Origin of the sequence: Maribacter litopenaei (genome assembly GCF_025244665.1) — a bacterium.
GTDB lineage: Bacteria > Bacteroidota > Bacteroidia > Flavobacteriales > Flavobacteriaceae > Maribacter > Maribacter litopenaei.
Genome location: NZ_CP104205.1, coordinates 3,399,647 through 3,422,904 on the forward strand (window position 1 = coordinate 3,399,647; position 23,258 = coordinate 3,422,904).

The following is a 23,258-nucleotide window of genomic DNA, read 5'->3' on the forward strand; positions in this document are numbered from 1 at the left end:
CCTATTTTTTGCAGGTACCCGTAATTGGAAAATAAAAAAGGACGCAATTACGCGTCCCTTTCTTATAATATTTTATAGATTTTATTCCACTGTGACAGACTTGGCCAAGTTTCTCGGCTGGTCTACATTGCATCCCCTCATCACCGCAATGTGATACGAAAGCAATTGTAACGGAATTGTGGTCAACAACGGTGAAAGACTTTCAAGAGTTTACGGAACTTCAATGACATGATCTGCCAATTCCTTAACCTGTTCATCACCTTCCGTAACGATTGCTATGATTTTTCCTTTTCTCGGACTTTATTTCCTGAATGTTGCTCACCACCTTTTCATAATGTCCTTTTTTGGTAGCGATAACAAAAACGGGCATTTGTTCATCAATCAAAGCAATGGGTCCGTGTTTCATTTCCGCAGCAGGATATCCCTCTGCATGTATATAGCTTATCTCCTTTAATTTCAATGCCCCTTCCAAGGCAACGGGAAAATTATATCCTCTACCTAAATAAAGACAGTTAGAAGATTCCTTATACACATCTGAAATAATCTCGATCAAAGGATTAGCCTCCAAGGCCTTTTCGACCTTGTTTGGTATAGTTTCCAACTCCGTAAGGAATTCATGAAACTTAGTCTCTGAAAAAGTTCCTTTTTCCTTTGCCAATTTTAAGGCCAACAAAGTCAATACTGTAATCCGGGTTGTAAATGCCTTTGTCGACGCCACTCCAATCTCCGGCCCTGCATGAGTATAAGCTCCTGCATCGGATTCTCGGGCTATAGAGGAACCGACGACGTTACAAACTCCAAAAACAAAGGCGCCTTTCTCTTTAGCCAATTTTATGGCTGCCAATGTGTCGGCGGTTTCACCTGATTGGGAAATGGCAATTAGCACATCCTTTTCAGTAATAACAGGGTTTCTATACCTAAATTCAGAGGCGTATTCAACTTCAACAGGTATTCTAGCCAAATCCTCAAAAATATATTCCGCCACAAGACCCGCATGCCAAGAAGTACCGCAGGCTACTATAATGATTCTATTCGCATTTAGGAATTTTTCCAAGTTCTGATCAATCCCTGCCATACGTATGATACCCTGATCTGCCAAAAGCCTACCCCTATAAGTATCTTTTATTGCCCTAGGTTGCTCATAAATCTCTTTCAACATAAAATGATCATAGCCGCCTTTTTCAATTTCCTCCAAATTCATTTGAAGCTCCAAAATCCTTGGATAGGCTACAGCATCATTCTTAATCTTCCTAAGCTTTATTTCCTTACCTAATCTTACAATGGCCATTTCCTCATCTTCAAGGTACACGGCATTATTGGTGAACTCAATAAATGGAGAGGCGTCTGAAGCTATAAAAAACTCATTTTCTCCAATTCCTATGGCCAATGGACTTCCTAATTTCGCAACGACGATTTCATCGGGCTTTTTCCTATCGAAAACAGCAATAGCATACGCCCCTACTACCTGATTCAATGCTATTTGCACTGCTTGACCCAATTTAACGCCTTCCGTTTTCTTAACTTCCTCAATGAGGTTAACCAATACTTCGGTATCTGTATCTGAGGTAAAAGTATATCCCCTTTTTGTTAACTCCTTTTTTACTGACTCATAGTTTTCGATAATACCATTGTGGATAATAACTAAATCTCCTGAATTGGAATAGTGGGGATGTGAGTTAACATCGTTTGGAACACCATGAGTAGCCCATCTAGTATGACCAATCCCAATGGTTCCCTCTTGGGATATCCCCCCCGCCTTTTGTTTAAGATCTTCTACCTTCCCCTTCGTTTTTACCAAGTTTATCTGACTACCATCAAATAAAGCAATCCCAGCACTGTCGTATCCTCTATACTCAAGCCGTTGCAATCCTTTTATGATTATTGGGAAAGCATCCCTATGTCCTATGTAGCCAACTATTCCACACATATTATTTTATTTGATTTAAAAAAAGTAACTCAAAAGTATACTAATGAACAGAAGTCCAATAACATATTTGTTAATTGAACGCAAAATTCCCGCAAAGTGTATGTCTAAAGGTAAAAAAAGTTATTACACCCGAGGCTAACTGGTTATTCCGATTTAGTATAGCTTATCTCCAGCTTTAATCTTTTGTCATAATTTGGGTCGGTCTCTTCCAGTCCACTACCAAAGAATACCGTGCCAAGGGGGGTGATAGTCGATGTAATTGGAATATCCTCTTCTTTACCTCCAGCTAACATTGCACTAGCGCTATTCACTTGGTCAATGTCAGTAGTTAAAGTAAGTCCCAATGTTCTGTTAATTGAATCCCTTACCACTATATTATTAATATGTTCCGTAATTCTAACGGTATACTTTATTCCTAAATCATTTTCCTCCACAATAATCCCATCATAGTTCAAATATTGTCCAAAAAGTGATTCCGCGAAATTCAGTTCCGTGTTTGGATTATACAAGGGTTCCTTAGTCTCTATATTATATAAATAAAGTCTAGGTGGTTCTGCTGGCTCCGCACTCATCCCAGGATAACTTCTGTCCACATAAAAAACTAAGTTAGCTTCGTTAATTATCCAGTTATTGCTTCTAATTTCCTCGACTATATTTTCAGCATTTCCAGATTCAAAAAGATTGATTTCGGTAGTTATCCCCGCCCCTCCTTTCAAGAAAATACGGGATGCATTAACACCACTATCCAAAGACTCGGCAATATCAGAAGGATAATTTTCATTTATTAAAGTATTCACGGCATTCCCAGCAAAACCCGCGGTTCCGGAACCCGCTAAAAGACCCAAAACAAAAGTACTTTCTCTTTCTTCTTCGATACCATCGGTGGTATTATATGCACTATATGAATACGTAATTGTAATATTGGCTTGAGTCAAATCCAAAAGCAATAGAACGTCCTGATTCATAGATTCTATTAGGGACAAATGAATACCTCTAAGAAATTCGGAAAAGTTTGCCTGACTTAAAAGTTCTGATGAGCCTTCTTTATTCAATATATTATTCTGAAAGAATTCTTCATTCAAAGATACCCTGATACCGGGTGCCAATTTGCTAAACGTTAGGGATTCATCAACATCAACAGTAGTTTCATCATCATCGTTTTGAATAAGTATCTCCTTGTTGTCAATTATGATACCTTCTTCTGATGAAGAATATAAAACATCCGAAACAAATTCGGAGCAAATTCTTGGGTTGAATAATATTGTTGTGCTTCTTGAAAGTTTGTATTTGGATCAAGATCTCTCAAAAAATAAGTTGACCTTTCAACCTTTAAACCGATAGATATGGGTTCATTAATTCCATCAAAATTCTTAGCATTTACATAAATACTATCCAAGTCAACCGAATTGGCATAATTATTAGTGAAAATAGGTGCATCATCCGGGTCATTTAATCCATTTCCATCGGCATCAACACTAGTTGCATCCAAAGGGTCTGTACTGGCAGAGGTTTCTGCTGCATTGGAAACTCCGTCTAAATCGCTATCATTGGTAGGGTCATTGGGCAATTCATCATATAAATCTTCTACACCATCGCCGTCAGAGTCCCGAGAGGTATCCTTTGTTAAATATGGAATATATAAATATACTTCCTTTACTGTCTCATTTTCATTGATAGTGGAGACGGAGGTGTCATTATCCGCATTATCTTCAATACTTTGTGAAAATAAGCCAAAGGTAGGGTTGCGCGAAGGCAATCTTAACTGTGAAGTTATAGTTGCTGTTGTTTTTCCATATACAGGATCATTAAATGTACCCAGTTGGTATACCGGCAACTTATTAGTTCTTACAGCTTCAATATTATGATTAAATGCAAACACATCATAAACCTCCTTACCAGTAGAAAAGGGATTCTCGCCAGTTAACCCAGCACCTACCGTAGTTAAGTCCTGCTCGCAGGAAAAAAATAGGGTAGATATAAAAACAACCCCTAATAGTAGGGGCAGACCCCGCTTTTGAAAAATGCTCATTCAGATTACTTTAAAACTTGCGTATTATAAAACTTAGCATAGGCTTCCTCAAATTCTTGGATCGGAACATACGCTAGCACAGGTTTTTCTAGGTTGGAAATATGTGTTGTTAAATCTTCAGGAATTTCTTCCGAGGCTAAAATAATGGCATCGGAATAATCGACGGCTACTTTTAACAAATTATTATAGGTGGGGCTTTCCAATGATGCTATTTCTTCTTCAGGTATACCATCAAAAGCAATTCTTTTGATCATATCCTGATCCAACTCACCTTCAAAAGTTTTCCCGTAGACAGAAAGGACAATTTTACTATCTGCAAACAAAGGCTCGTCAGCGTAATATTTCTTAAGATACAACGGTAGCAAACTGGCCATCCATCCATGAACATGAATTATATCCGGAGACCAATTTAGTTTTTTGACGGTTTCCATTACGCCCTTTGCAAAAAAAATGGCTCTTTGGTCATTGTCAGGAAATAGTTCGCCCTTTTTGTCTGCAAAAGTGGCCTTTCTTTTAAAATATTCTTCGTTGTCGATAAAATAAACCTGAATTCTTTCCCTTGGTATGGAAGCAACCTTTATGATTAAAGGCATGTCCATGTCGTTTATAACGAGGTTCATACCTGATAACCTGATTACCTCATGTAATTGATGCCTTCTTTCATTAATGTTACCGTACCTTGGCATAAAAATCCTAATTTGACCCCCATTGCTATTGACCATTACGGGAGCCTCATAGGACATATGTGAAACTTCATTTTCGGGGAGGTATGGAACTAATTCAGAAGATACAAACAATACCTTTTTACCATTCATAAAAACTAGATTTTATTTTTCTTGGAAACGCAGGTGCAAAATTACAAAAAATATAGAGATTACCAGTATTTATAGTAAGTTTGCTCGCTAAACCCGTTTTGACATGCCCTTAATCAGGACTAAAAAGGATCTTGATCAAAGATTAAAGAATATTTCCAATTCCCTGACCTTAGGTTTAGTTCCCACGATGGGGGCGCTACACAAAGGACATATTGAGCTAATAAAAAGGGCAGTCTCCGAGAATGGTCGAGTAGTGGTAAGCATCTTTGTAAACCCTACACAATTTAATAATAAGGAGGACCTTAAAAAGTATCCTAGAGACCTATCCAAGGATTTAGAAATTATAAAAGCTGTAGATTCCGAAATCATGGTTTTTGCACCTTCGGTCGAAGAAATCTATCAAAAAAATGTTCAAACCAAAAAATATAATTTTGCAGGTTTGGACAAAGTAATGGAGGGTGAGTTTAGGGATGATCATTTTAACGGTGTAGGAACCATAGTGGAGCAACTTTTTAACTTGGTTAAACCGGACAACGCCTACTTTGGCGAGAAAGACTTTCAACAGTTACGCATCATTAAAAAACTTGTGGAAATTCAAAAAATCCCTGTGAATATCGTACCATGTCCAATAGTAAGGGAAGAACATGGTTTGGCCATGAGTTCAAGAAATGAAAGGTTAAGTGAAAAAATGCGACTAAAGGCAGGATTTATTTATAAAACATTGCAAACTGCCAAGGAAAAATTTGGCACGAAAAGTGCTTTAAAAGTAAAGGAATGGGTTGTTAACCAGTTTATCAAAGAAGAGGATTTTAAAATGGAATATTTTGAAATCGCAGATATTGAAACATTGAGCCCTCTAAAAAGAAAGGAAAAAAATAAAAAATATAGAGCGTTTATTGCCGTTTATGCCGAGGATGTAAGGCTGATTGACAATATAGCTTTCAATTGATTAATTTTGTCCCATGCAAGTACAAGTAGTAAAGTCGAAAATTCATCGCGTAAAGGTAACCGGAGCAGACCTTAATTACATAGGGAGCATTACCATTGACGAAGATTTGATGGATGCTGCCAATATTATTCAAGGTGAAAAGGTCCAAATCGTAAACAATGATAATGGTGAACGACTGGAAACATATGTTATTCCAGGATCTAGAAATAGTGGTGAGATTACGCTGAATGGTGCCGCCGCGAGGAAGGTTGCTGTAGGAGATGTCCTTATTTTAATCACCTATGCCTGGATGCCAATTGAGGAAGCCAAAACATTCAATCCCAGCCTCGTTTTTCCGGATGAAAAAACGAATCTCCTAAAATAGGTTGAGCTCTTTCTTCTATTATACAAATTCCAAATCTCCAACATTCTTTTGAAGAATACTTGTGTACTTTAGCGGTCTACATCATTTGATACTATCGTGAACCAATCCTTGACAAAGACCCTTAAACTAATTGTACCGATTCTCATTGGGGTGTTTTTGGTGCTGTATTGGTACTTGAAAACTTCTCCTGAAAATAGGGAACAAATCCTTTTTTATATCAAGGAAGCAGATATTTTTTGGGTTTCAATTTCCTTGTTTTTAGGTGTCATTGGCCATGTATCACGGGCCATTCGATGGAACTATCTATTGGAACCTTTGGGTTATAAACCAAAGCTCATCAATAACATCCTTATGATATTCATGGCATATCTTGCCAACTTGGGTGTGCCAAGAACGGGCGAAATTTTAAGGGCAACGGCCCTCACGACCTATGAAGGCGTTCCTTTTGAAAAAGGCTTTGGGATCATCGTTACAGAACGCGTAATTGATTTGATCATGCTGTTGATCGTGGTCATTATCACGCTCTTTTTACAGACCGATATTATCATCTCCTTTTTTGAACAACGAGGATTCAATGCTAGTGGACTACTAATATTGGGGATTGGCGGATTGGTTGCTGCCCTGATTTTCTTTTTGTTCATCAAAAAATCAAAAAACGCCATTGCCCTAAAAATTAAAGCGTTTGTAAAAGGTCTATTGGATGGTGTCTTCAGTATTTTTAAAATGAAAAGAAAGTGGGCATTTGTTTTCCACACTATTCTTATGCGGGTATGTTATATAGGTATGATGTGGGTGATTAAATTCACCGTGCCGGAAACAACAGATCTGTCATTGAATGAAATTATGGTCGCATTTGTATTTGGTGCCTTTGCTATGGCAACTACCAATGGCGGTGTGGGTCTTTTTCCAATTTTAGTTAGTAAGGCTTTAGGTCTTTTTGGTATTAGCTCGGTATCGGGTGATGCTTTTGGTTGGATCATGTGGATCGCCCAAACCATGATGAACATCGTATTTGGTGCAATATCTTTTCTCCTATTACCGTTATTGAACAGAACCAAGTAATAGCGTTTTCTGTTTAAATAATGCCTATGCGTCATATACTTACCATTTTGGCCCTTCTTTTTATGATTACAGGAAGTGCCCAAACAACCCAGGAAATTTTTGAATCCTTCAAGCTACAGGAACGAAGGGACGTTCAATACTACTTTCCGCCCAATATGGACGAAAGCACAAAATATCCTTTGATAGTAGTTTTGGATGCCAATTACCTGTTTGATCAAGTGGTGGCCGTATCAAAATACTATAGTCAGTTTCATGGAATGCCAGAGAGTATCGTTGTTGGTGTGAATCAAAGTAAGAACAGCATCAGACTTGACGATTGTGCTTTTGACCAAGTTAGCGGCCTACCCACTGAAAAAGGAAAAAAATTCTATGAATTCATCGGTATGGAATTGATTCCGTATCTCGATTTAAATTATAGCACGGCCCCGTTTAAAATGATTTTCGGTTATGACATTACGGCCAACTTCCGAATTATTGGTTGTTCAAGGACAACTCCGTTTTTGATGCGTATGTAAGCATTTCTCCTACTTTGGCCCCTGAAATGGCCAGTAGGGTTCCCATGCGTTTGAACACATTTGATAAACAGATATTTTATCAGTTGATCGTGGAAGGCGAACAGACCGATGATACTCCACAAATCATGGCATTGGATTCCGGAATCAAGGCATTGAACAAGGAAACCTTACATTATTACTTCGATAAATACGACAAGGCAGACCACATTTCTGTAGCAACCTACGGTATAGGCAAGGCGTTCGACAATGTTTTTGGTATGTTCAAGCCTATTAGCCCCAAGGAATACAAAACACAAATATTGACCTCGGACGAACCGGTTTACCAATATCTAGAAAACAAGTATCAAGGTATCGTTGATTTATTCGGATTCAGCAAGCCCGTTGAACTAAACGATATCATGGCCATCTATGCTGCCGTAAGAAAGAAAGAGGATTTTGAATCCTTAAAATCCCTGTCAGAACTATGCAAAAGAGAATACCCGGATACCATGATGGGCTTTTACTTTGAAGGAGAATATTACGAGCAAATGGGGGAACCTAAAAAAGCATTGAAGACCTTTGAAAAAGCTTTTCAGATGGATGAAATCGATTTTTTAACTAAAGAAATGGCATTGGAAAAAATGGACGCATTAAAGGCGGATTTTGGTTTTTAACCTACACCAAACCCCGCAAACCCAAATATTAACTTAGATCCCAAATCTAACCTACAACCTACAATTATGTTTAAAGGCATCTTTAAATACTACGCCTGTGCTGGCGTGTATTTTACCTACTATGGCCTCAAAGGCGATAAACTATTGGCATTGAGCATACTTTCCTTGTTTTTGGCATGGGCCTCCTTTTTTATGGCCATCCGGGAATTCAAGAAAAATCAATCCGAAGAGGAATAACGGACTACTCTTTTTTAAAGTTCTTAGTACCTTAGCCAAAATACCAAAAGCTGAGGATGGCCAAAACTAAAACCGCATTTTTTTGTCAGAATTGCGGCACGCAATATGCCAAATGGGTGGGACAATGTACCGCTTGCAAGGAATGGAACACGGTAGTTGAAGAAGTGGTTCAAAAGGAGGAAAAAACCAACTGGAAACCTACCAATTCTGCTACCAAACGAGTTTCCAAACCTTTGTTGGTACATGAAATTAGTGTAGAAAAGGAACTGCGCCTTAATACGTTCGACCAAGAGTACAATAGAGTCCTGGGAGGTGGTCTAGTCCCCGGAGCTTTGGTACTTTTGGGAGGAGAACCGGGCGTTGGAAAAAGTACCTTATTGTTACAGATTGCCCTAAAATTACCGTACAAGACCTTGTATGTTTCGGGTGAGGAAAGCCGGAAGCAGATTAAGATGCGGGCGGACCGCATCCTTCCCAATAGCGAAACCTGTTATATCCTGACGGAAACCAAGACCCAAAATATCTTTAAGCAAATAGAGGCTACCGAGCCTGATATCGTGGTTATCGATTCCATTCAAACCTTACATTCGGATTATATTGAGTCAGCCGCAGGGAGTATTTCGCAGATTAGGGAATGCACCGCGGAGCTTATCAAATTTGCCAAAGAAACCAATACACCGGTTATTTTGATTGGCCATATTACCAAGGATGGTTCCATTGCGGGACCCAAAATTTTGGAACATATGGTGGATACGGTCTTGCAATTTGAAGGAGATCGCAATTATGTATACCGAATTCTCCGTTCCCTTAAAAACCGATTTGGCTCTACGGCAGAATTGGGCATTTATGAAATGCAGGGCAGCGGACTTAGAGAAGTAAACAATCCCTCCGAAGTCCTGGTGTCCAAGAACGATGAAGGCCTTAGCGGTACTGCCATCGCCTCGACGGTGGAGGGTATGCGACCTTTGTTAATTGAAATACAGGCGCTCGTAAGCACGGCAGTTTATGGCACCCCGCAGCGTTCTACAACTGGTTATAATGCCAAACGTTTGAACATGCTTTTGGCCGTGTTGGAAAAAAGGGCGGGATTTAAACTGGGAGCCAAAGACGTATTTCTGAATATCACAGGGGGAATCTCTGTAGACGACCCCGCTATTGACTTGGCCGTTATTGCAGCCATACTATCAAGTAATGAGGACATACCTATTGAAAAAGGCATCTGTTTTGCCGCCGAAGTAGGACTCGCTGGTGAAATACGGCCTGTTCAACGGGTAGAGCAGCGCATCTTGGAAGCTGAAAAATTAGGCTATACGACCATTGTTGTCTCCAAAAACAATAAAATCGGTTTAAAGAATACCAAAATCAAGGTTCAGCTCGCGGCCAAGATAGAGGATGTGGTGAGCAGTTTGTTTGGATAAACTGGTCATTAAATACCTGTTTAAAATCTAATGCCTATTTAGTACTTCCAAAGTAACCAAATTACCTCTTATCCCGCATAATCCGCGATAAAGTCAATATTATGATAATGACCACGATGATCAAGGCCACTTGCCAAAAGCCTACTCTTAGGAAAATCAATAAATCCATCATTATGGTGCAGGATTAGGATGTTCGTTGTGAATCTTCTCTATACCTTCTATTAGCTCCGCAGTAAGGGTAATATCAATACTTCCAATATTCTCTTTTAACTGCTTCATAGAAGTCGCCCCAATAATATTGCTGGTCAGGAACGGCCGGGTATTGACATAGGCCAAGGCCATTTGGGCCAAGGATATATTGTGTTCCTGTGCCAGTTCGTAATATTTGCGGGTAGCTTTTACTGCAGTTTCAGAGCTGTATCTTTTATAGTTAGGGAATAGGGCTATACGGGAACCCTCCGGCAGTCTGTTACCCAAATATTTACCACTCAATACCCCAAACCCTAATGGGGAATAGGCCAGCAGGCCAATATTTTCTCGCATGGAAATTTCGGCCAGGCCAACTTCGAACAGTCGGTTGAGCAAATTATACGGGTTTTGGATAGTTATTGTTCTTGGCAAGGAGGCATGTACCTTGCTTTCCTCCAAAAAACGCATGGTGCCCCATGGCGTTTCATTAGATATACCCACATGGCGAATTTTTCCCTCACGCATTAAATCCCGTAAGGTTTCCAACACTTGGTGGATATTGTCCTCCCAATAATCGGTTGCCTGATGGTTATAGCCCCGTTGCCCAAAATAATTGGTGTTTCGTTCGGGCCAATGCAGTTGATAGAGGTCGATATAGTCGGTCTGAAGTCTTTTCAAACTCCCTTCCAAAGCCTCAATAATGGACTCTCTTGTAAAACCTGTAGTTCTAATAAACTTGGTAAAATCAGCCTTGCCAGCAATTTTACTGGCCAAAACAACCTTGTCCCTATTCCCGTTTTTCTTGAACCAGGTCCCAATAATTTTTTCTGTGAGGGAATGCCTATCCGGGTGGGCCGGAATGGGATACAATTCGGCCGTATCAAAAAAATTTATGCCCTGATCCAGGGCATAATCCATTTGCTCATGACCTTCTTCTTCGGTATTCTGGTTGCCCCAGGTCATTGTTCCCAAACAGATTTTACTTACTTCGATATCGGTATGGGGAAGGTGGGTATATTTCATATTAAATGCGGTAGGTTATCGATTAAAAATCCTAAAATTACGAAATAGGAACGGTACTGCTAAAGAAGATGTTTAAATCAAACGTTAAGTTCGAGTAAAATAGGACAATGATCGCTGTGTTTGGCTTCGGACAAAATAACGGAACGCTTTAGATTATCGGTTAATGGTTCAGAAACCATTCCGTAGTCCAAACGCCATCCTTTATTGTTCTTTTCGGCATTGGCTCGATAGCTCCACCAGGTATAATTATCCGGTTCTTGATTAAAATGCCTAAAACTATCCGTAAAACCACTTTTGATAAAGTTACCGATCCATTCACGCTCTACTGGCAAAAAACCTGAAACATTCTTTAGGCCTATCGGATTATGGATATCAATGGCCTGATGACAAATGTTGAAATCCCCCAAAACAATTAAACTTGGATGCTTTTTCCGAAAATCGTCCGCAAACTTTTGAAAATCATCCATGTAGGTCAGTTTGTGTTCCAATCGGGCCGGATTGGTACCGGAAGGCAGGTACATACTCATCACAGCAACATCCCCAAAGTGGGCAGTGATATTTCGGCCTTCAAAATCCATATAGTCTATACCGGTCCCAAACTGAACTTCGTCGGGTTTTTGTTTGGACAAGATGGCTACCCCGCTATATCCTTTTTTCTGTGCGCTGAACCAGTAATGATGGGGATAACCGGCCGCCTCAAAAAGTGATAAATTCAATTGCTCTTTGTTCGCCTTTATTTCCTGTAAACAGACCACATCCGGATCCACCGCATTCAACCATTGTAAAAAATCCTTGCTCAATGCCGCCCTGATGCCATTTACGTTATAGGAGATTATCTTCATGTCCTAATGCTTTATTCCAAAAATAGAAAAGCCTTGTGTAATACTTCCTGCTACGCACTTCTAAATCCTACCTTTGTAGATTTTTGGAACAACCTTTGATTACAGTTTAAAGATTTAGAACACATTTGCCATGAAGTATATTTTGTTTCTTCTTTTTAACTTAGGTTTCACGCTGTCATCCATCGGTCAGGCATACCCCGGATTCCAAAATAACCATGAAGTGAAATTTAATATTGGTCAGTTTTTGGCCACCTCCACGGTTGAAGGTTCCTATGAATATTTTTTTACTGAAGACACCAGTATAGGAGGCACCCTTTATGTAAATGGAGATGGGACTGATTATAACGGGAACTTTGGAATTGGATCAAACCTCCGTGCCTATTTTGGTTATATCCCCGAAGTGGATTGTTTGCTGAAGTTTTTGGGCTGTATTATACTGGTGAAAGCAATGAAAACAACACCGCTTTAGGATCAAGAAATAACGACTATGGTACTACGTCCTTAGGTTTGGGAATTGGCAATAAATGGGTCACCCGTAGCGACCGTTTTACTTTGGAAATTCACGGGGGCATTGGCCGAAATATAAATCCCGAGGATTTTCAAAATGCATTTATGTTTCGGGGCGGACTCTCTATTGGTTTTAGATTTTAAGTCATAACTTCGTATTTCATTCCTATTTTAATGAAATACTTACCCGCTCTATTACTTTTTACCCTTTCCTTTGTACATGCCCAAGATCCGATTAGTGCCGATAGTATTACACAACTAGAAGAAGTTATTCTTATCGATGCGTTGAAGAACAAAAAGGTAATCGGTATTACCCCATCGGAAGTAATATCGGCCAAAACCTTTCAAAATTACAGCCCAGTGGATATCGTTTCCTCCATGAATCAAATCCCAGGGGTCTATGTTTTATCCGGGGCATTAAATACCAATAGAATTACCATTAGGGGCATAGGTGCGAGAACCCTCTTCGGTACAGATAAACTCCGACTGTATTACAATGAGATTCCTGTGACCAATGGAACGGGTTCGTCCACCATTGAGGCATATGACTTGGAGAATTTGGGGCAGATCGAAGTAGTGAAAGGACCTAAAGGAACTGAATTTGGTGCAAACCTAGGGGGAGCCATTGTCCTTACTCCAAAAGAAGCTTTGGGAAGATCTACCAACTTCAGTAACACCTTTACCGTAGGATCCTATAACCTCATAAAAAATAATCTGGCGTTCAATCATTACGATGGGAAACTTCGGTTGAATCTGCAATACGGCCATTTGGAAACCGATGGGTACCGGGAAAACAACAATTTTGAGCGCGACGGATTCCTTCTCAATACTTCGTATCAATTGAATTCCAAAAACAAGCTCTCTCTATTGGTTAACCATATTGATTACACGGCCCAAATACCTAGTTCCCTTGGATTAACCGCCTTTAACGAAGACCCCACCCAAGCTACTTTTACCTGGAGGGCCTCACAGGGTTATGAAACAAACAACCGAGACGCTGTTGGGCGTATCCCTAAACCATGAATTTTCGGCACGTTTTAAAAATACCACCAGTATCTTTTACAGTTATTTGGATAAAACCGAAGCGCGACCTTTTGGAATTTTGGAGGAAATTACCAAAGGTTTTGGGTTTAGGATCCTATTTTCTGCAGGTTTAACCCTTTTCGAAAAAAATGCCGATTTTTCTTTTGGTGCAGAACTTTACAAAGATGAGTACGATTGGGATGAGTTTGAAAATCTGTATCAGGAAAACAACGGTAACGGCAGTTTAAAGGGTGATCAGTTTGCACGTAATAAGGAATTCAGAGGTCAATGGAACGTTTTCAGTTCTTTGCAGTATCCTTTCTCGGATGCATTTTCGGCACAATTGGGCCTAAACCTCAACAAAACGGCCTTTGATTTACAGGACAGGTTCAATATTGGAAACTCAAACAACAGCGGTAGTCGGGATTTTGACCCCATTCTCCTACCAAGTCTTACCCTAAACTATTCGTTAGGCAATAATCAGGAATTATATGCCAACATTAGTAGGGGATTTACGAATCCAAGCCTTGAACGCACCTTGACACCCGAAGGTATCATCAATCCGGATATCAAGCAGGAGACCGGTACGAATTACGAAATTGGAGGTAATCTTCTTTTTGACCAAAACCGGCTACGCATTAACCTGACCCTATACCAAATGAACATCAACAATTTATTGATTAGAGAACAGGTTGGAGACGACCAATTTATTGAGAAGAATGCGGGTTCCTCCAAACATCAAGGATTGGAACTTGGAATGGATTATACATTTTCATCACCCACCTCAAAGATTCAAGTAAACCCATTTGTGAATTATAATCTTAACCACCATAAATTCACCAATTTTGTGGATAATAATATGGATTATTCCGGAAATGAATTAACAGGGGTTCCTAAACATCGGTTAACTATGGGACTACAAAATCGTTTCTTTACCCATTATTACTTCAACCTTATATACCAACACGTAGGTAGCATTCCCTTGACGGATGCCAACGATGCATATAGCGATGCCTTCAACTTAGTGAATTTCCGTGCTGGTTATCGCAAAAAACTAACGCCAAAATTCACTTTAGGAGTGAATTTTGGCGTCAACAATGTATTCGATACCCCTTATGCCCGATCCGTACTCATAAACACCCAAGGGTTTGGTGGGGCCGAGCCAAGATATTATTATCCTGGAGACGGACGAAACTATTACGGAGGGCTTAATTTGGCCTATGCCCTTTAGTCCTCCATTCTTAATAACCAAGTCCTCATGTCCACGGCTTTGTGGATGATTTCCCTCAATTGAGAAATAGCAACCCGTTCCTGCTCCATGGAGTCCCTATGGCGGATGGTAACCGTCTGATCTTCCAAAGTTTGGTGGTGCACAGTTATACAGAAAGGAGTACCATTGGCATCTTGTCTTCTATAGCGTCGCCCAACCGCATCCTTTTCATCATAGGTTACATTGAAATCCCATTTTAAATCATCCGGAATTTCTTGAGCCACCTCAGGCAATCCATCCTTTTTCACCAATGGTAAAATAGCAGCTTTTGTCGGTGCCAATACAGCTGGAAGTTTAAGAACTGTTCTCGAAGTTCCATTCTCCAATTCTTCCTCCTGAAGAGAATTAGAGAAGACCGCCAAGAACATTCGGTCTAGACCAATTGACGTTTCCAAAACATAGGGAACGTAGTTTTTATTGGTCTCATGATCAAAGTATTGAAGTTTTTTACCTGAATATTTTTCATGGCTTCCTAAATCGAAATCAGTCCTGGAATGTATCCCTTCCAATTCCTTGAAACCAAATGGGAAACGGAATTCGATGTCGGCAGCGGCATCGGCATAGTGCGCCAATTTTTCGTGATCATGAAACCTATAGTTATCCTCCCCCATACCCAGTGACAGATGCCATTTTAATCTATTTTCCTTCCAATGCTCATACCATTGTTGTTGCGTTCCTGGTTGAATGAAAAACTGCATTTCCATTTGTTCGAACTCCCGCATTCTGAAGATGAACTGTCTCGGCAACAATTTCATTTCTAAAAGCTTTTCCTGTTTGGGCAATTCCAAAAGGAATCTTCATTCTTCCTGCTTTTTGAACGTTCAAGAAGTTCACGAAAATACCTTGTGCCGTTTACGGTCTTAAGTACAAGTCCATCGCGGAATCAGCACTGGCACCCAACTTGGTACCAAACATCAAGTTGAACTGTTTTACATCCGTCCAATTTTTTGAACCCGACATGGGACATGCAATATCCAGCTCCTCTATTAAAGCCTTAACATCGGCTAAATCTTCTTTCTCCAAGGACTTGGCCATTCGGCTTAATATGCTTTTGCCCTGTTCAACATATTCTACTACTCTTGGATTGGTTTCCAAGAATTTTTCCTTATTAAAATGGTCGCCAAATCGCTTTTCCGCCTTTTTGACCTCTTTCTCAATCTTAGTATCTATTTTGGCCACATAGTCCTCAATAAGAACATCTGCCCTATATCGTTTCTTGGAGTCCTTATTGTCTATTAATGGGTCGTTGAAGGCGTCAACATGCCCTGATGCCTTCCAAGTGGTAGGGTGCATGAATATGGCGGCATCTATACCGACGATATTCTCGTTCAATTGAACCATGGCCTTCCACCAATATTCTCGGATGTTCTTTTTAAGCTCCACACCATTGTGACCGTAATCATATACGGCACTTAGACCATCATAAATTTCGCTGGATTGGAATACATAACCATATTCCTTTGCATGGGAAATTACCTTCTTAAAATTATCTTCTTGACTTGCCATGCGGCAAAAATAGAATATTAGCCAAAAAGAAAGGAATTTATTTTAGTTGAAATTCTGAAGAAGTAATTAAGCGCTCGTCCTCAAAAACGTTCAATGTATATGTGCCGTCCATCAATGAACCTTCAGGTATGGTTACAAAATCACAAATAGAAGTTTCAACACCTAAATATTCAAACTCGACCCTTTTACTATAAACATTTCCGTTAACGGTGATTGTGTTGGCATTATCCTCGATAATTTGTTTGTTTGGATCCAAGAACTGTAAATAAATTACCTTATCTGATAGGTCCACATCCGGGTCGGCCAATACAGTTACACAACCCCTTAGTTTTTCTATGGTAGAAGCTTTATTAGTACTTACTGGTCTTGACCCTCTTAATCTAAAACCACTACCTTCGGCATAATCCAATTTTAAATAGTTCTTAACCCTAAGCTGCTGGTTGAGTTCCATTATCTTTCTGCGCTGTAGGGCTTCGGCCTCGGCCAAGCTATTACTGTTGGCTTCCAGTAGTTCGATCTGTTTTCGAGCGTCGTCATACTTATCCGTCAACAACAAATTGTTATATCTGAGAAAGTTATTTTTAAGCTTTAGGCTATCATTTTTGGCCTCCAACCTTCTTAGCTCGGTTTTGAATTCCCTTAACTTATCTATAGTGAAGTTCAATCTTCCTACGGAGTCTTTAAGCTGTTGCACTTGATATTTGGCGTCCTGTAATTCAATATCGTTCATCTCGTTCAATGCCGAGAGTCGGTCCAAATCTGCTTTCATCAAAGTTAAATCTTTGACGAGGACTTCTTTTTGCTGTTCCAAGAAATTTATTTCGGATTTGGATTGGGCATAGCTATAATAAAAGGCAATTAGGATACCAATTATAACAGCTGCCATAGCGGCAAGAATTATTTTATAATTGAATTTAGTATCTTGATTGTCCATTCAATAAATGGGCGTTTAGTAGGTTAAATAATTCAGTAAGATTTGTTTCTCACCAAGCTTTCAAATATAGCAAATGATATAAACACCCTCCTATTTCCTCATTCATGTTTTGGATGTAATGACCGATTAATTAGAGGAGAGAAGCTTTTGTGCACCGTTTGTCGACACCAATTACCGCTCACCGATTACACATTTAACGAAGAAAACCCGGTAGATCGTATCTTTTACGGAAGAATTAACATTAAAAAAGCAAGTTCCTTTCTTCATTTTACGGATCAAGGGATTGTCAAAAACCTAATCCACAACCTGAAATACAAAAACCAAGAGCAAATTGGAGAATTTACGGGAAGTTGGTACGGGCAAATTATTAGTGAAAATAATTATTTACCAAAAATAGATTATGTGATACCTGTTCCATTGCACTGGAGAAAGCTAAGAAAGAGGGGATATAACCAAACTGCATTATTCGCACAACAATTGGCAAAAAAAATAGGGTCTGAATATTTAGACCATATAATGATAAAAACAGCCAATACAAGAATACGAGACCAAAAAGAACCGGTTGGCAAGGTGGTACGATAATAAATCATTGTATACCATAACCGATACGGAATTGTTGAAAAATAAAACCCTTTTGCTAGTAGATGATGTCATTACAACAGGGGCAACTATGGAACTTTGTGGAGAAGTACTTCTTAAAATTGAAGGTACCACTCTATTCATTGCCAGCATGGCTGTTGTTGATTAAATTCTAAGGAATATTCGTTTCTTTGCCCTATAATTTTATTACATGTTTCGTAAAATCCTTGGCTATATATTCGTAAGCCTTTCTATAGTAGCTTTTTATCAGTGTGCCCGTAAAGGAACCCCCACAGGAGGCCCTAAGGATATTACCCCTCCTGTTTTACTGCGGGCCGAACCGGAAAATATGAGTATCAATTTCAAGGGAAATAAGATAAGGCTTTACTTTGACGAGCTTGTAAAATTAGAGAAAGTACAAGAACAATTAATCGTCTCACCTCCCTTGAAATATCAGCCTATGTTAAGTCCCCAGGGAGGGGCCAACAAGTTCGTTGAACTTGTCATAAAGGATACTTTAAAGGAAAATACAACCTACACCATAAACTTTGGTCAAAGTATTGTTGACAACAATGAAGGAAATCCTAATTCCTTTTTGACCTATGTATTCTCTACTGGTGATTATATAGATTCCCTTCAGTTGCAGGGAGTTGTTAAGGATGCTTTTAACAAAGAGGCAGATGATTTCATTAGTGTTATGTTGTATAGTATTGATTCTACATATACAGACTCCACAATTTATAGGAAACCACCCAACTACATAACTAACACCTTGGATAGTACTATTGTCTTTAACCTGAAAAACCTTAAGGAAGGCACTTACGCACTTTTTGCAATAAAGGATCAGGCAAAGAACAATGTTTTCGACCAAAACACGGATAAAATAGGCTTTATAAAGGATACGGTTCACTTACCTACAGATTCCATCTACCTTCTTAATCTCTTTAAGGAAGTGCCTGATTATGTCGTGGCTGTACCATCATTTGTTGCAAAGAATAGGATAAGTTTTGGATATTATGGAGATGGACAGGATATTTCAATAGATCCCATTTCCAATATTCCAGATTCAGTAAACACCACTATTCTGAAAGAAAGGGATAAAGACACATTAAATTTTTGGTTTACACCTTACGATATGGACTCCATTCTTTTTACCGTAACCAATGAAAACTTAAAATTGATCGACACTTTTAAAGTGAAAAGCAGAAAAGTAGGGATAGACTCGCTTAGGCTGTCCCCAAGTCAAACCGGGACGCTAAATTTTAACGAGCGCTTTTCATTATATGCAAATACTCCTTTAAGTTCCATTGATAGCATCAAATTTAGTATCTTCAAACAGGATACACTTCAGTTGGCTCATATAGTAAAACTTGACACACTGAAGAACAAGGTTGACTTTGAATTTAAAGTAGAGCCCAATGAAAAATACAAAATCCGGATGCTTCCAGGTGCCGTGGAGGATTTCTTTGATGCTACAAACGATTCCATAATTTTTAACCTGAATACCAAAAGTTTTGCGGACTATGGCAACCTAACGGTAACTTTAAATGGCAATTCCATCGAATATCCGGTCATAGTTGAATTAACGAATGAAAAAGGGGAGGTTCAAAGGACTCAAACTGCAATGGAAAGCAAAAATTTTGAATTCAATCATATTAATCCTGGCAAATATCTTATTCGTGCAATATTTGATAAAAACAATAACGGAAAATGGGATACAGGGAACTACCTAAAAAGAATACAACCGAGAAAAAGTTTCCTACTATCCCAATATCATTGATATGAGAGCAAACTGGATTGAGAACATCACCTTTACTATTCTAGATTAAATTGATCCCTATCCTCCAAAAATCTTAATTTTTTTCTTGTTTCAACTAAATGAGCTTTGCTCAGAGTAACTTCCAAAATTTCTTCCTCTTCTGAAAAAACGAGTTGTTTTCCAAGTGCATCATAAACAGCGGAGTGCCCTACATACTCCAATCCTTTTTCATCCTTTCCTACTCTATTTACACCTATACAATAGCTCATATTTTCAATGGCCCTTGCCTTTAACAAAGTATCCCAAGCTTCAATTCGTGGTTTGGGCCAGTTTGCCACGTACAACAACACATCATAATCAACGGTATTCCTACTCCAAACCGGAAACCTAAGGTCATAGCATATCATAAGGTTTATTTTAAAACCCATGTAGTCCAAAATCAAATGTTTATTGCCTGCTTGGTATTTCTCATTTTCTCCGGCAAGGGTAAAGGTGTGCCTTTTATTATAATGTCGAACTTCTCCATTTGGATTGACAAAAAATAAGCGATTAAAATATGCTCCATTTTCTGAATAAATAATACTCCCAACAATTGCGGCATTTTTTTCCTTGGCTATATCTTGCATCCATTCTACCGTAACGTCTCCCTCTTTTACATCCAAATTTTCAGGAGTCATTGTAAATCCAGTGGTGAACATCTCGGGTAATACGATAAGGTCAACCTTTCCTTTGATAGATGCTATCTTAGAGGAAAAGTATTTTCTGTTACTGGTTGGTTGTTCCCAAATAATAGGAGATTGTACCAATGCTATCCTAAGTTCATTTTTCATTTTTATTAAAATAATTTATATCCTCTTTCTAACGAATAGAACTTTATCGTTAATTCTCCAGCAGTCCTATCAACTCAGGATTTCCCTTTTCAATTGCATATTCCAAGGCAGAGTTTCCTTTCGGTCTCTTATACCTTTATCCGCTCCCTCATCCAACAATAACTTGGCAATATCAAATTTATTGAACATTACCGAATAAATAAGTGCCGTTGCCCCCATTGTATTTTGTACATCGATTTTTGCACCATTCTCAATCAGAATTTTGGCAACTTCAAAAAATCCCTTAAAACAAACACCCATAAGTGCAGTATTTCCCGCAGCATCCCTAGCATTTATGTCAGCTCCAGATTCAAGTAAAAATTGTGTGATTTCCAATTGGTTATAGTAGGTGGCCAGTAATAAAGGAGTAGAACCCCTTTCATCTTTAGAATCTAAAATTTTTGGGTTTCCCTTTAAGGAATTATGGACGCCTTCCGATTTCCATTTCTCACATGGTTATGAATATCGTTTCCCATTTTTTTTGTGAAAATATAGGCAATAGTTAAACAATACTCAATCAAATTTTACATTCCTACGTTACTTTTAGTATTTTCCTACAACTTTATCTTATTTTTATTTAAAAACTGACCCCTTGAATACATTACCATCCAATTACACCCTTAAACATTTCCCAATTCCCACAGCAATTCTAAATAGGGAATTAAAGATTATAGATTATTCAGATACGTTTACCATTCACTTTGCGGAAAAGAAGGATTTTAAAGGAAAGGAAATAATAAGGGTCATTGAAGAATTGCCCCCTCAATTACATACAGATTTGCGAAAATCACTTCAGGGAACGACTGCTATTCAAAACGATAACCATAAATTCTTTTTGAAGACAAATAAGCCCAAATGGTTAAAATGGAACATCAATCCTTGGCAGGGGAATGAAGGTACGATTGACGGCATTATCTTGGTTCTTGAGGATGTTTCAGATTTTATGAGGGAACAAGAATTATTATTAAAAGCTGAAAGGGTATCTAAAACGGGAAGTTGGGAACTGAATTTAATAACCAATGAAATCTATTGGAGTCCAATGACCAAGTTGATGCATGAGGTACCCCTAGACTTTTTACCGGTACTGGAGGAGGGGCTCAATTTCTTTAAGGAAGGAGATTCAAGGGATAGAATAGCCCTTAGCGTTAGCAATGCCATTGCAGATGGTAAGCCTTATGATGAGGAACTGGTACTTATTACCTCTAAAGGCAACGAAGTTTGGGTACGGGCCAAAGGAGAACCTGAAATGGTACATGGAAAATGCGTACGCCTTTTTGGAACTATCCAGGATATAGACAAAGAAAAGAAGGCAGAATTGAAGTATTTAGAAACTTCAGAAAGATTACAAATTGCAACCGCAGTCGCGAATATTGGGATATGGGAATTATATCTTGATGAAAATATAGTTATCTGCAATGATAATATGTACGACATCTATGGTCTTTCGAAGGACTCTTCGAACATCCTAGAAGATTGGCTAAAGCGAATTCACCCGAAGATTTAGGAACTGTTCAAAAAGCATTGGATCAAACGATAAGCAAACTGATTCCATTTGACATCCAATTTAGGGCCCTTAAACCCAATGGTGAAACAATTCATTTAATTGCAAAAGCTAAAGCACAAAAGGATCATGAAGGACATGTTACTAAAATAATTGGATCCAATTGGGACATAACCGAACTAAAGCACACTAGACTTAAATTAGAACGTAGCAAAGAGTCTTTTACCGAAACTTTTCAAAATTCCGCCTCCGGTATGGCGATGGTAAGTCCTGAAGGCAAATGGTTAAAAGCGAATGAAAAACTTTGTCAAAGCCTTGGATATAGTGAAGAGGAGCTCTTGGTGAAAACCGTCCAAGAACTTACCCACCCCGAAGACTTGAAAATAAGTCAAGAAAATATCAACAAGGCATCAAAGGGAGAACTTGATAGCTATCAACTCACAAAGCGCTATTTCCATAAAGATGGGAGTATAGTTCACGCAATTATCTCAGTTACTATAGTAAAAAAACTAAATGGTGACCTATCCCATTCAATTGCCCAAGTACTGGATATTACATCTCGTATTGAAGCTGAAAAAAAACTAAAGTCCTTAGTAGAAGTTACTAAGGAACAAAATGAGAGTCTGCTCAACTTTGCCCATATCGTTTCCCATAATCTAAGATCACATTCCACGAACATGACAATGTTAACAAAATTTTTGGCACAGGAAAAAGAGGAGGAAGAAAGACAAAACTTGGTAGGTATGTTAATTGATGCCTCTGATGGTCTTTCAGAAACCATTTATCACCTAAACGAGGTAGTACAAGCTAAAACGGGCGCACTTGAAAAAATGCAAAGTGTTAACCTCCTCAAAACTTTGGAGAGTATTGAAAAAAATATCGAAGTCCTTTTATTAGAAAAGAACGTAATTCCAATAGTAGATGTTGCACCTACCCATTTTGTTATGGGAGTTCCTGCATATATTGAAAGTATTTTCTTTAATTTGTACACCAACGCACTAAAGTATAGTTCCCCAAACCGGAAGCTTGAAATCAAAATTAAATCGCAAGCAGTAGATAATTTTTTAAAAGTCTCATTTGCGGACAATGGCTTGGGTATAGACTTAGAAAGATTTGGGGATAAAATATTTGGTATGTACAAAACCTTTCATGAAAATAAGGATGCCAAGGGCATAGGTCTGTTCATTACCAAAAACCAGGTGGTTTCCATGGGAGGCACTGTAGAAGTTGAGAGCAGCCCTGATAAGGGAGCGACATTTATTATTACATTAAAAAAAGCTTAAACTA

23 protein-coding genes and 2 pseudogenes are annotated in these 23,258 nt (G+C 38.8%); 15 read left to right on the top strand and 10 right to left on the bottom strand.

All coding sequences use genetic code 11. The features are described 5' to 3' along the window. Positions 1-81: 81 nt before the first annotated feature. The 4 genes and pseudogenes from glmS to NYZ99_RS18370 form a co-directional block, all read right to left on the bottom strand. A pseudogene (gene glmS / locus NYZ99_RS18355) lies at positions 82-1,927 on the bottom strand (glutamine--fructose-6-phosphate transaminase (isomerizing)). 143 nt (positions 1,928-2,070) lie between these two features. Then, on the bottom strand, positions 2,071-3,189 hold the full coding sequence (locus tag NYZ99_RS18360; RefSeq protein ID WP_338039465.1) for a DUF4270 domain-containing protein: 1,119 nt from the start codon (positions 3,187-3,189) through the stop codon (positions 2,071-2,073). After that, a complete protein-coding gene (locus tag NYZ99_RS18365) occupies positions 3,114-3,956 on the bottom strand; it encodes a DUF4270 domain-containing protein (protein ID WP_260572605.1) in 843 nt (280 codons plus the stop codon). Before NYZ99_RS18365 ends, NYZ99_RS18360 begins: the two co-directional genes overlap by 76 nt. Positions 3,957-3,961: 5 nt before the next feature. Continuing rightward, positions 3,962-4,771, bottom strand: a complete 810-nt coding sequence (locus tag NYZ99_RS18370; RefSeq protein WP_260572606.1) for a glycogen/starch synthase — start codon at positions 4,769-4,771, stop codon at positions 3,962-3,964. Positions 4,772-4,874: 103 nt separating this feature from the next. Between NYZ99_RS18370 and panC the strand changes: the two genes are divergently transcribed. The 7 genes from panC to radA all read left to right on the top strand — a co-directional run bounded on the left by panC (position 4,875) and on the right by radA (position 9,969). Further along, complete coding sequence (gene panC, locus NYZ99_RS18375) at positions 4,875-5,720, top strand: pantoate--beta-alanine ligase (RefSeq protein WP_260572607.1); 846 nt, start codon at positions 4,875-4,877, stop codon at positions 5,718-5,720. Between the two features lie 13 nt (positions 5,721-5,733). Next, complete coding sequence (gene panD, locus NYZ99_RS18380; protein WP_260572608.1) at positions 5,734-6,084, top strand: aspartate 1-decarboxylase; 351 nt, start codon at positions 5,734-5,736, stop codon at positions 6,082-6,084. Positions 6,085-6,180: 96 nt separating this feature from the next. Further along, entirely contained in the window at positions 6,181-7,146 is a 966-nt protein-coding gene (locus NYZ99_RS18385; RefSeq protein WP_260572609.1) for a lysylphosphatidylglycerol synthase transmembrane domain-containing protein, read from the top strand. Between the two features lie 26 nt (positions 7,147-7,172). Continuing rightward, the gene (locus NYZ99_RS22395) at positions 7,173-7,661 is read left to right on the top strand and encodes an alpha/beta hydrolase (RefSeq protein ID WP_338039124.1); all 489 of its coding nucleotides are present in this window, start codon (positions 7,173-7,175) and stop codon (positions 7,659-7,661) included. After that, positions 7,625-8,314 carry an alpha/beta hydrolase gene (locus NYZ99_RS22400; protein ID WP_338039125.1) on the top strand — a complete coding sequence of 230 codons (690 nt, stop codon included), beginning with the start codon at positions 7,625-7,627 and terminating at the stop codon, positions 8,312-8,314. The genes NYZ99_RS22395 and NYZ99_RS22400 overlap by 37 nt, the downstream gene beginning before the upstream one ends. A 66-nt stretch (positions 8,315-8,380) precedes the next feature. Next, positions 8,381-8,551, top strand: coding sequence for a hypothetical protein (locus tag NYZ99_RS18395; protein ID WP_260572610.1), 171 nt, complete (start codon positions 8,381-8,383; stop codon positions 8,549-8,551). 56 nt (positions 8,552-8,607) lie between these two features. Beyond that, positions 8,608-9,969 (top strand): DNA repair protein RadA, encoded by a 1,362-nt coding sequence (gene radA, locus NYZ99_RS18400; RefSeq protein WP_260572611.1) that lies wholly within the window; start codon positions 8,608-8,610, stop codon positions 9,967-9,969. Positions 9,970-10,140: 171 nt separating this feature from the next. Here radA and NYZ99_RS18405 read toward each other — a convergent pair whose 3' ends face one another. Together NYZ99_RS18405 and NYZ99_RS18410 are read right to left on the bottom strand one after the other, a co-directional pair. After that, complete coding sequence (locus NYZ99_RS18405; RefSeq protein ID WP_260572612.1) at positions 10,141-11,181, bottom strand: aldo/keto reductase; 1,041 nt, start codon at positions 11,179-11,181, stop codon at positions 10,141-10,143. Positions 11,182-11,258: 77 nt separating this feature from the next. Continuing rightward, positions 11,259-12,023, bottom strand: coding sequence for an exodeoxyribonuclease III (locus NYZ99_RS18410; protein WP_260572613.1), 765 nt, complete (start codon positions 12,021-12,023; stop codon positions 11,259-11,261). Positions 12,024-12,153: 130 nt separating this feature from the next. Between NYZ99_RS18410 and NYZ99_RS18415 the strand changes: the two genes are divergently transcribed. The 3 genes from NYZ99_RS18415 to NYZ99_RS18425 all read left to right on the top strand — a co-directional run bounded on the left by NYZ99_RS18415 (position 12,154) and on the right by NYZ99_RS18425 (position 14,784). Then, positions 12,154-12,492, top strand: coding sequence for a hypothetical protein (locus NYZ99_RS18415; RefSeq protein WP_260572614.1), 339 nt, complete (start codon positions 12,154-12,156; stop codon positions 12,490-12,492). Positions 12,493-12,704: 212 nt separating this feature from the next. Then, positions 12,705-13,553, top strand: coding sequence for a TonB-dependent receptor plug domain-containing protein (locus tag NYZ99_RS18420; protein ID WP_260572615.1), 849 nt, complete (start codon positions 12,705-12,707; stop codon positions 13,551-13,553). Then, positions 13,507-14,784, top strand: coding sequence for a TonB-dependent receptor (locus NYZ99_RS18425; protein WP_260572616.1), 1,278 nt, complete (start codon positions 13,507-13,509; stop codon positions 14,782-14,784). Before NYZ99_RS18420 ends, NYZ99_RS18425 begins: the two co-directional genes overlap by 47 nt. Here NYZ99_RS18425 and NYZ99_RS18430 read toward each other — a convergent pair. Both NYZ99_RS18430 and NYZ99_RS18435 read right to left on the bottom strand, forming a co-directional pair. Beyond that, positions 14,781-16,329 (bottom strand): annotated as a pseudogene (locus tag NYZ99_RS18430) (glycine--tRNA ligase). The gene NYZ99_RS18425 and the pseudogene NYZ99_RS18430 sit on opposite strands and share 4 nt — an antisense overlap. 37 nt (positions 16,330-16,366) lie before the next feature. Continuing rightward, positions 16,367-17,263: a coiled-coil domain-containing protein gene (locus NYZ99_RS18435; RefSeq protein WP_260572617.1), complete on the bottom strand. Its 897-nt coding sequence runs from the start codon at positions 17,261-17,263 to the stop codon at positions 16,367-16,369. Between the two features lie 147 nt (positions 17,264-17,410). Here NYZ99_RS18435 and NYZ99_RS18440 point away from each other — a divergent pair, with 147 nt between their 5' ends. Genes NYZ99_RS18440 through NYZ99_RS18450 form a run of 3 tightly spaced genes read left to right on the top strand, consistent with a single transcriptional unit; the run spans position 17,411 to position 19,622 of the window. Continuing rightward, positions 17,411-17,845 (top strand): ComF family protein, encoded by a 435-nt coding sequence (locus NYZ99_RS18440; RefSeq protein ID WP_260572618.1) that lies wholly within the window; start codon positions 17,411-17,413, stop codon positions 17,843-17,845. After that, a complete protein-coding gene (locus NYZ99_RS18445) occupies positions 17,826-18,011 on the top strand; it encodes a ComF family protein (RefSeq protein ID WP_260572619.1) in 186 nt (61 codons plus the stop codon). Before NYZ99_RS18440 ends, NYZ99_RS18445 begins: the two co-directional genes overlap by 20 nt. A 42-nt stretch (positions 18,012-18,053) precedes the next feature. Further along, a complete protein-coding gene (locus NYZ99_RS18450) occupies positions 18,054-19,622 on the top strand; it encodes an Ig-like domain-containing protein (protein ID WP_338039126.1) in 1,569 nt (522 codons plus the stop codon). Positions 19,623-19,657: 35 nt separating this feature from the next. On the opposite strand, the gene NYZ99_RS18455 is transcribed toward NYZ99_RS18450, so the two are convergent. Both NYZ99_RS18455 and NYZ99_RS18460 read right to left on the bottom strand, forming a co-directional pair. Next, the gene (locus NYZ99_RS18455; protein ID WP_260572620.1) at positions 19,658-20,431 is read right to left on the bottom strand and encodes an amidohydrolase; all 774 of its coding nucleotides are present in this window, start codon (positions 20,429-20,431) and stop codon (positions 19,658-19,660) included. A gap of 69 nt (positions 20,432-20,500) precedes the next feature. Continuing rightward, the gene (locus tag NYZ99_RS18460; RefSeq protein ID WP_338039466.1) at positions 20,501-20,869 is read right to left on the bottom strand and encodes an ankyrin repeat domain-containing protein; all 369 of its coding nucleotides are present in this window, start codon (positions 20,867-20,869) and stop codon (positions 20,501-20,503) included. A gap of 193 nt (positions 20,870-21,062) precedes the next feature. Here NYZ99_RS18460 and NYZ99_RS18465 point away from each other — a divergent pair, with 193 nt between their 5' ends. Further along, positions 21,063-21,974, top strand: coding sequence for a PAS domain-containing protein (locus NYZ99_RS18465; RefSeq protein WP_260572621.1), 912 nt, complete (start codon positions 21,063-21,065; stop codon positions 21,972-21,974). Next, positions 21,944-23,254 carry a sensor histidine kinase gene (locus NYZ99_RS18470; protein WP_260572622.1) on the top strand — a complete coding sequence of 437 codons (1,311 nt, stop codon included), beginning with the start codon at positions 21,944-21,946 and terminating at the stop codon, positions 23,252-23,254. The genes NYZ99_RS18465 and NYZ99_RS18470 overlap by 31 nt, the downstream gene beginning before the upstream one ends. The last annotated feature ends 4 nt before the right edge of the window (positions 23,255-23,258 follow it).

Coding starts and splice junctions, on each gene's coding strand:
- NYZ99_RS18365 (WP_260572605.1), bottom strand. CDS start 3,956: ATGAGCATTTTTCAAAAGCGGGGTCTGCCCCTACTATTAGGGGTTGTT.
- NYZ99_RS18450 (WP_338039126.1), top strand. CDS start 18,054: ATGTTTCGTAAAATCCTTGGCTATATATTCGTAAGCCTTTCTATAGTA.
- NYZ99_RS18370 (WP_260572606.1), bottom strand. CDS start 4,771: ATGAATGGTAAAAAGGTATTGTTTGTATCTTCTGAATTAGTTCCATAC.
- NYZ99_RS18425 (WP_260572616.1), top strand. CDS start 13,507: ATGAAACAAACAACCGAGACGCTGTTGGGCGTATCCCTAAACCATGAA.
- panC (WP_260572607.1), top strand. CDS start 4,875: ATGCCCTTAATCAGGACTAAAAAGGATCTTGATCAAAGATTAAAGAAT.
- NYZ99_RS18395 (WP_260572610.1), top strand. CDS start 8,381: ATGTTTAAAGGCATCTTTAAATACTACGCCTGTGCTGGCGTGTATTTT.
- NYZ99_RS18455 (WP_260572620.1), bottom strand. CDS start 20,431: ATGAAAAATGAACTTAGGATAGCATTGGTACAATCTCCTATTATTTGG.
- NYZ99_RS18415 (WP_260572614.1), top strand. CDS start 12,154: ATGAAGTATATTTTGTTTCTTCTTTTTAACTTAGGTTTCACGCTGTCA.
- NYZ99_RS18435 (WP_260572617.1), bottom strand. CDS start 17,263: ATGGACAATCAAGATACTAAATTCAATTATAAAATAATTCTTGCCGCT.
- NYZ99_RS18420 (WP_260572615.1), top strand. CDS start 12,705: ATGAAATACTTACCCGCTCTATTACTTTTTACCCTTTCCTTTGTACAT.
- NYZ99_RS22395 (WP_338039124.1), top strand. CDS start 7,173: ATGCGTCATATACTTACCATTTTGGCCCTTCTTTTTATGATTACAGGA.
- radA (WP_260572611.1), top strand. CDS start 8,608: ATGGCCAAAACTAAAACCGCATTTTTTTGTCAGAATTGCGGCACGCAA.
- NYZ99_RS18410 (WP_260572613.1), bottom strand. CDS start 12,023: ATGAAGATAATCTCCTATAACGTAAATGGCATCAGGGCGGCATTGAGC.
- panD (WP_260572608.1), top strand. CDS start 5,734: ATGCAAGTACAAGTAGTAAAGTCGAAAATTCATCGCGTAAAGGTAACC.
- NYZ99_RS18405 (WP_260572612.1), bottom strand. CDS start 11,181: ATGAAATATACCCACCTTCCCCATACCGATATCGAAGTAAGTAAAATC.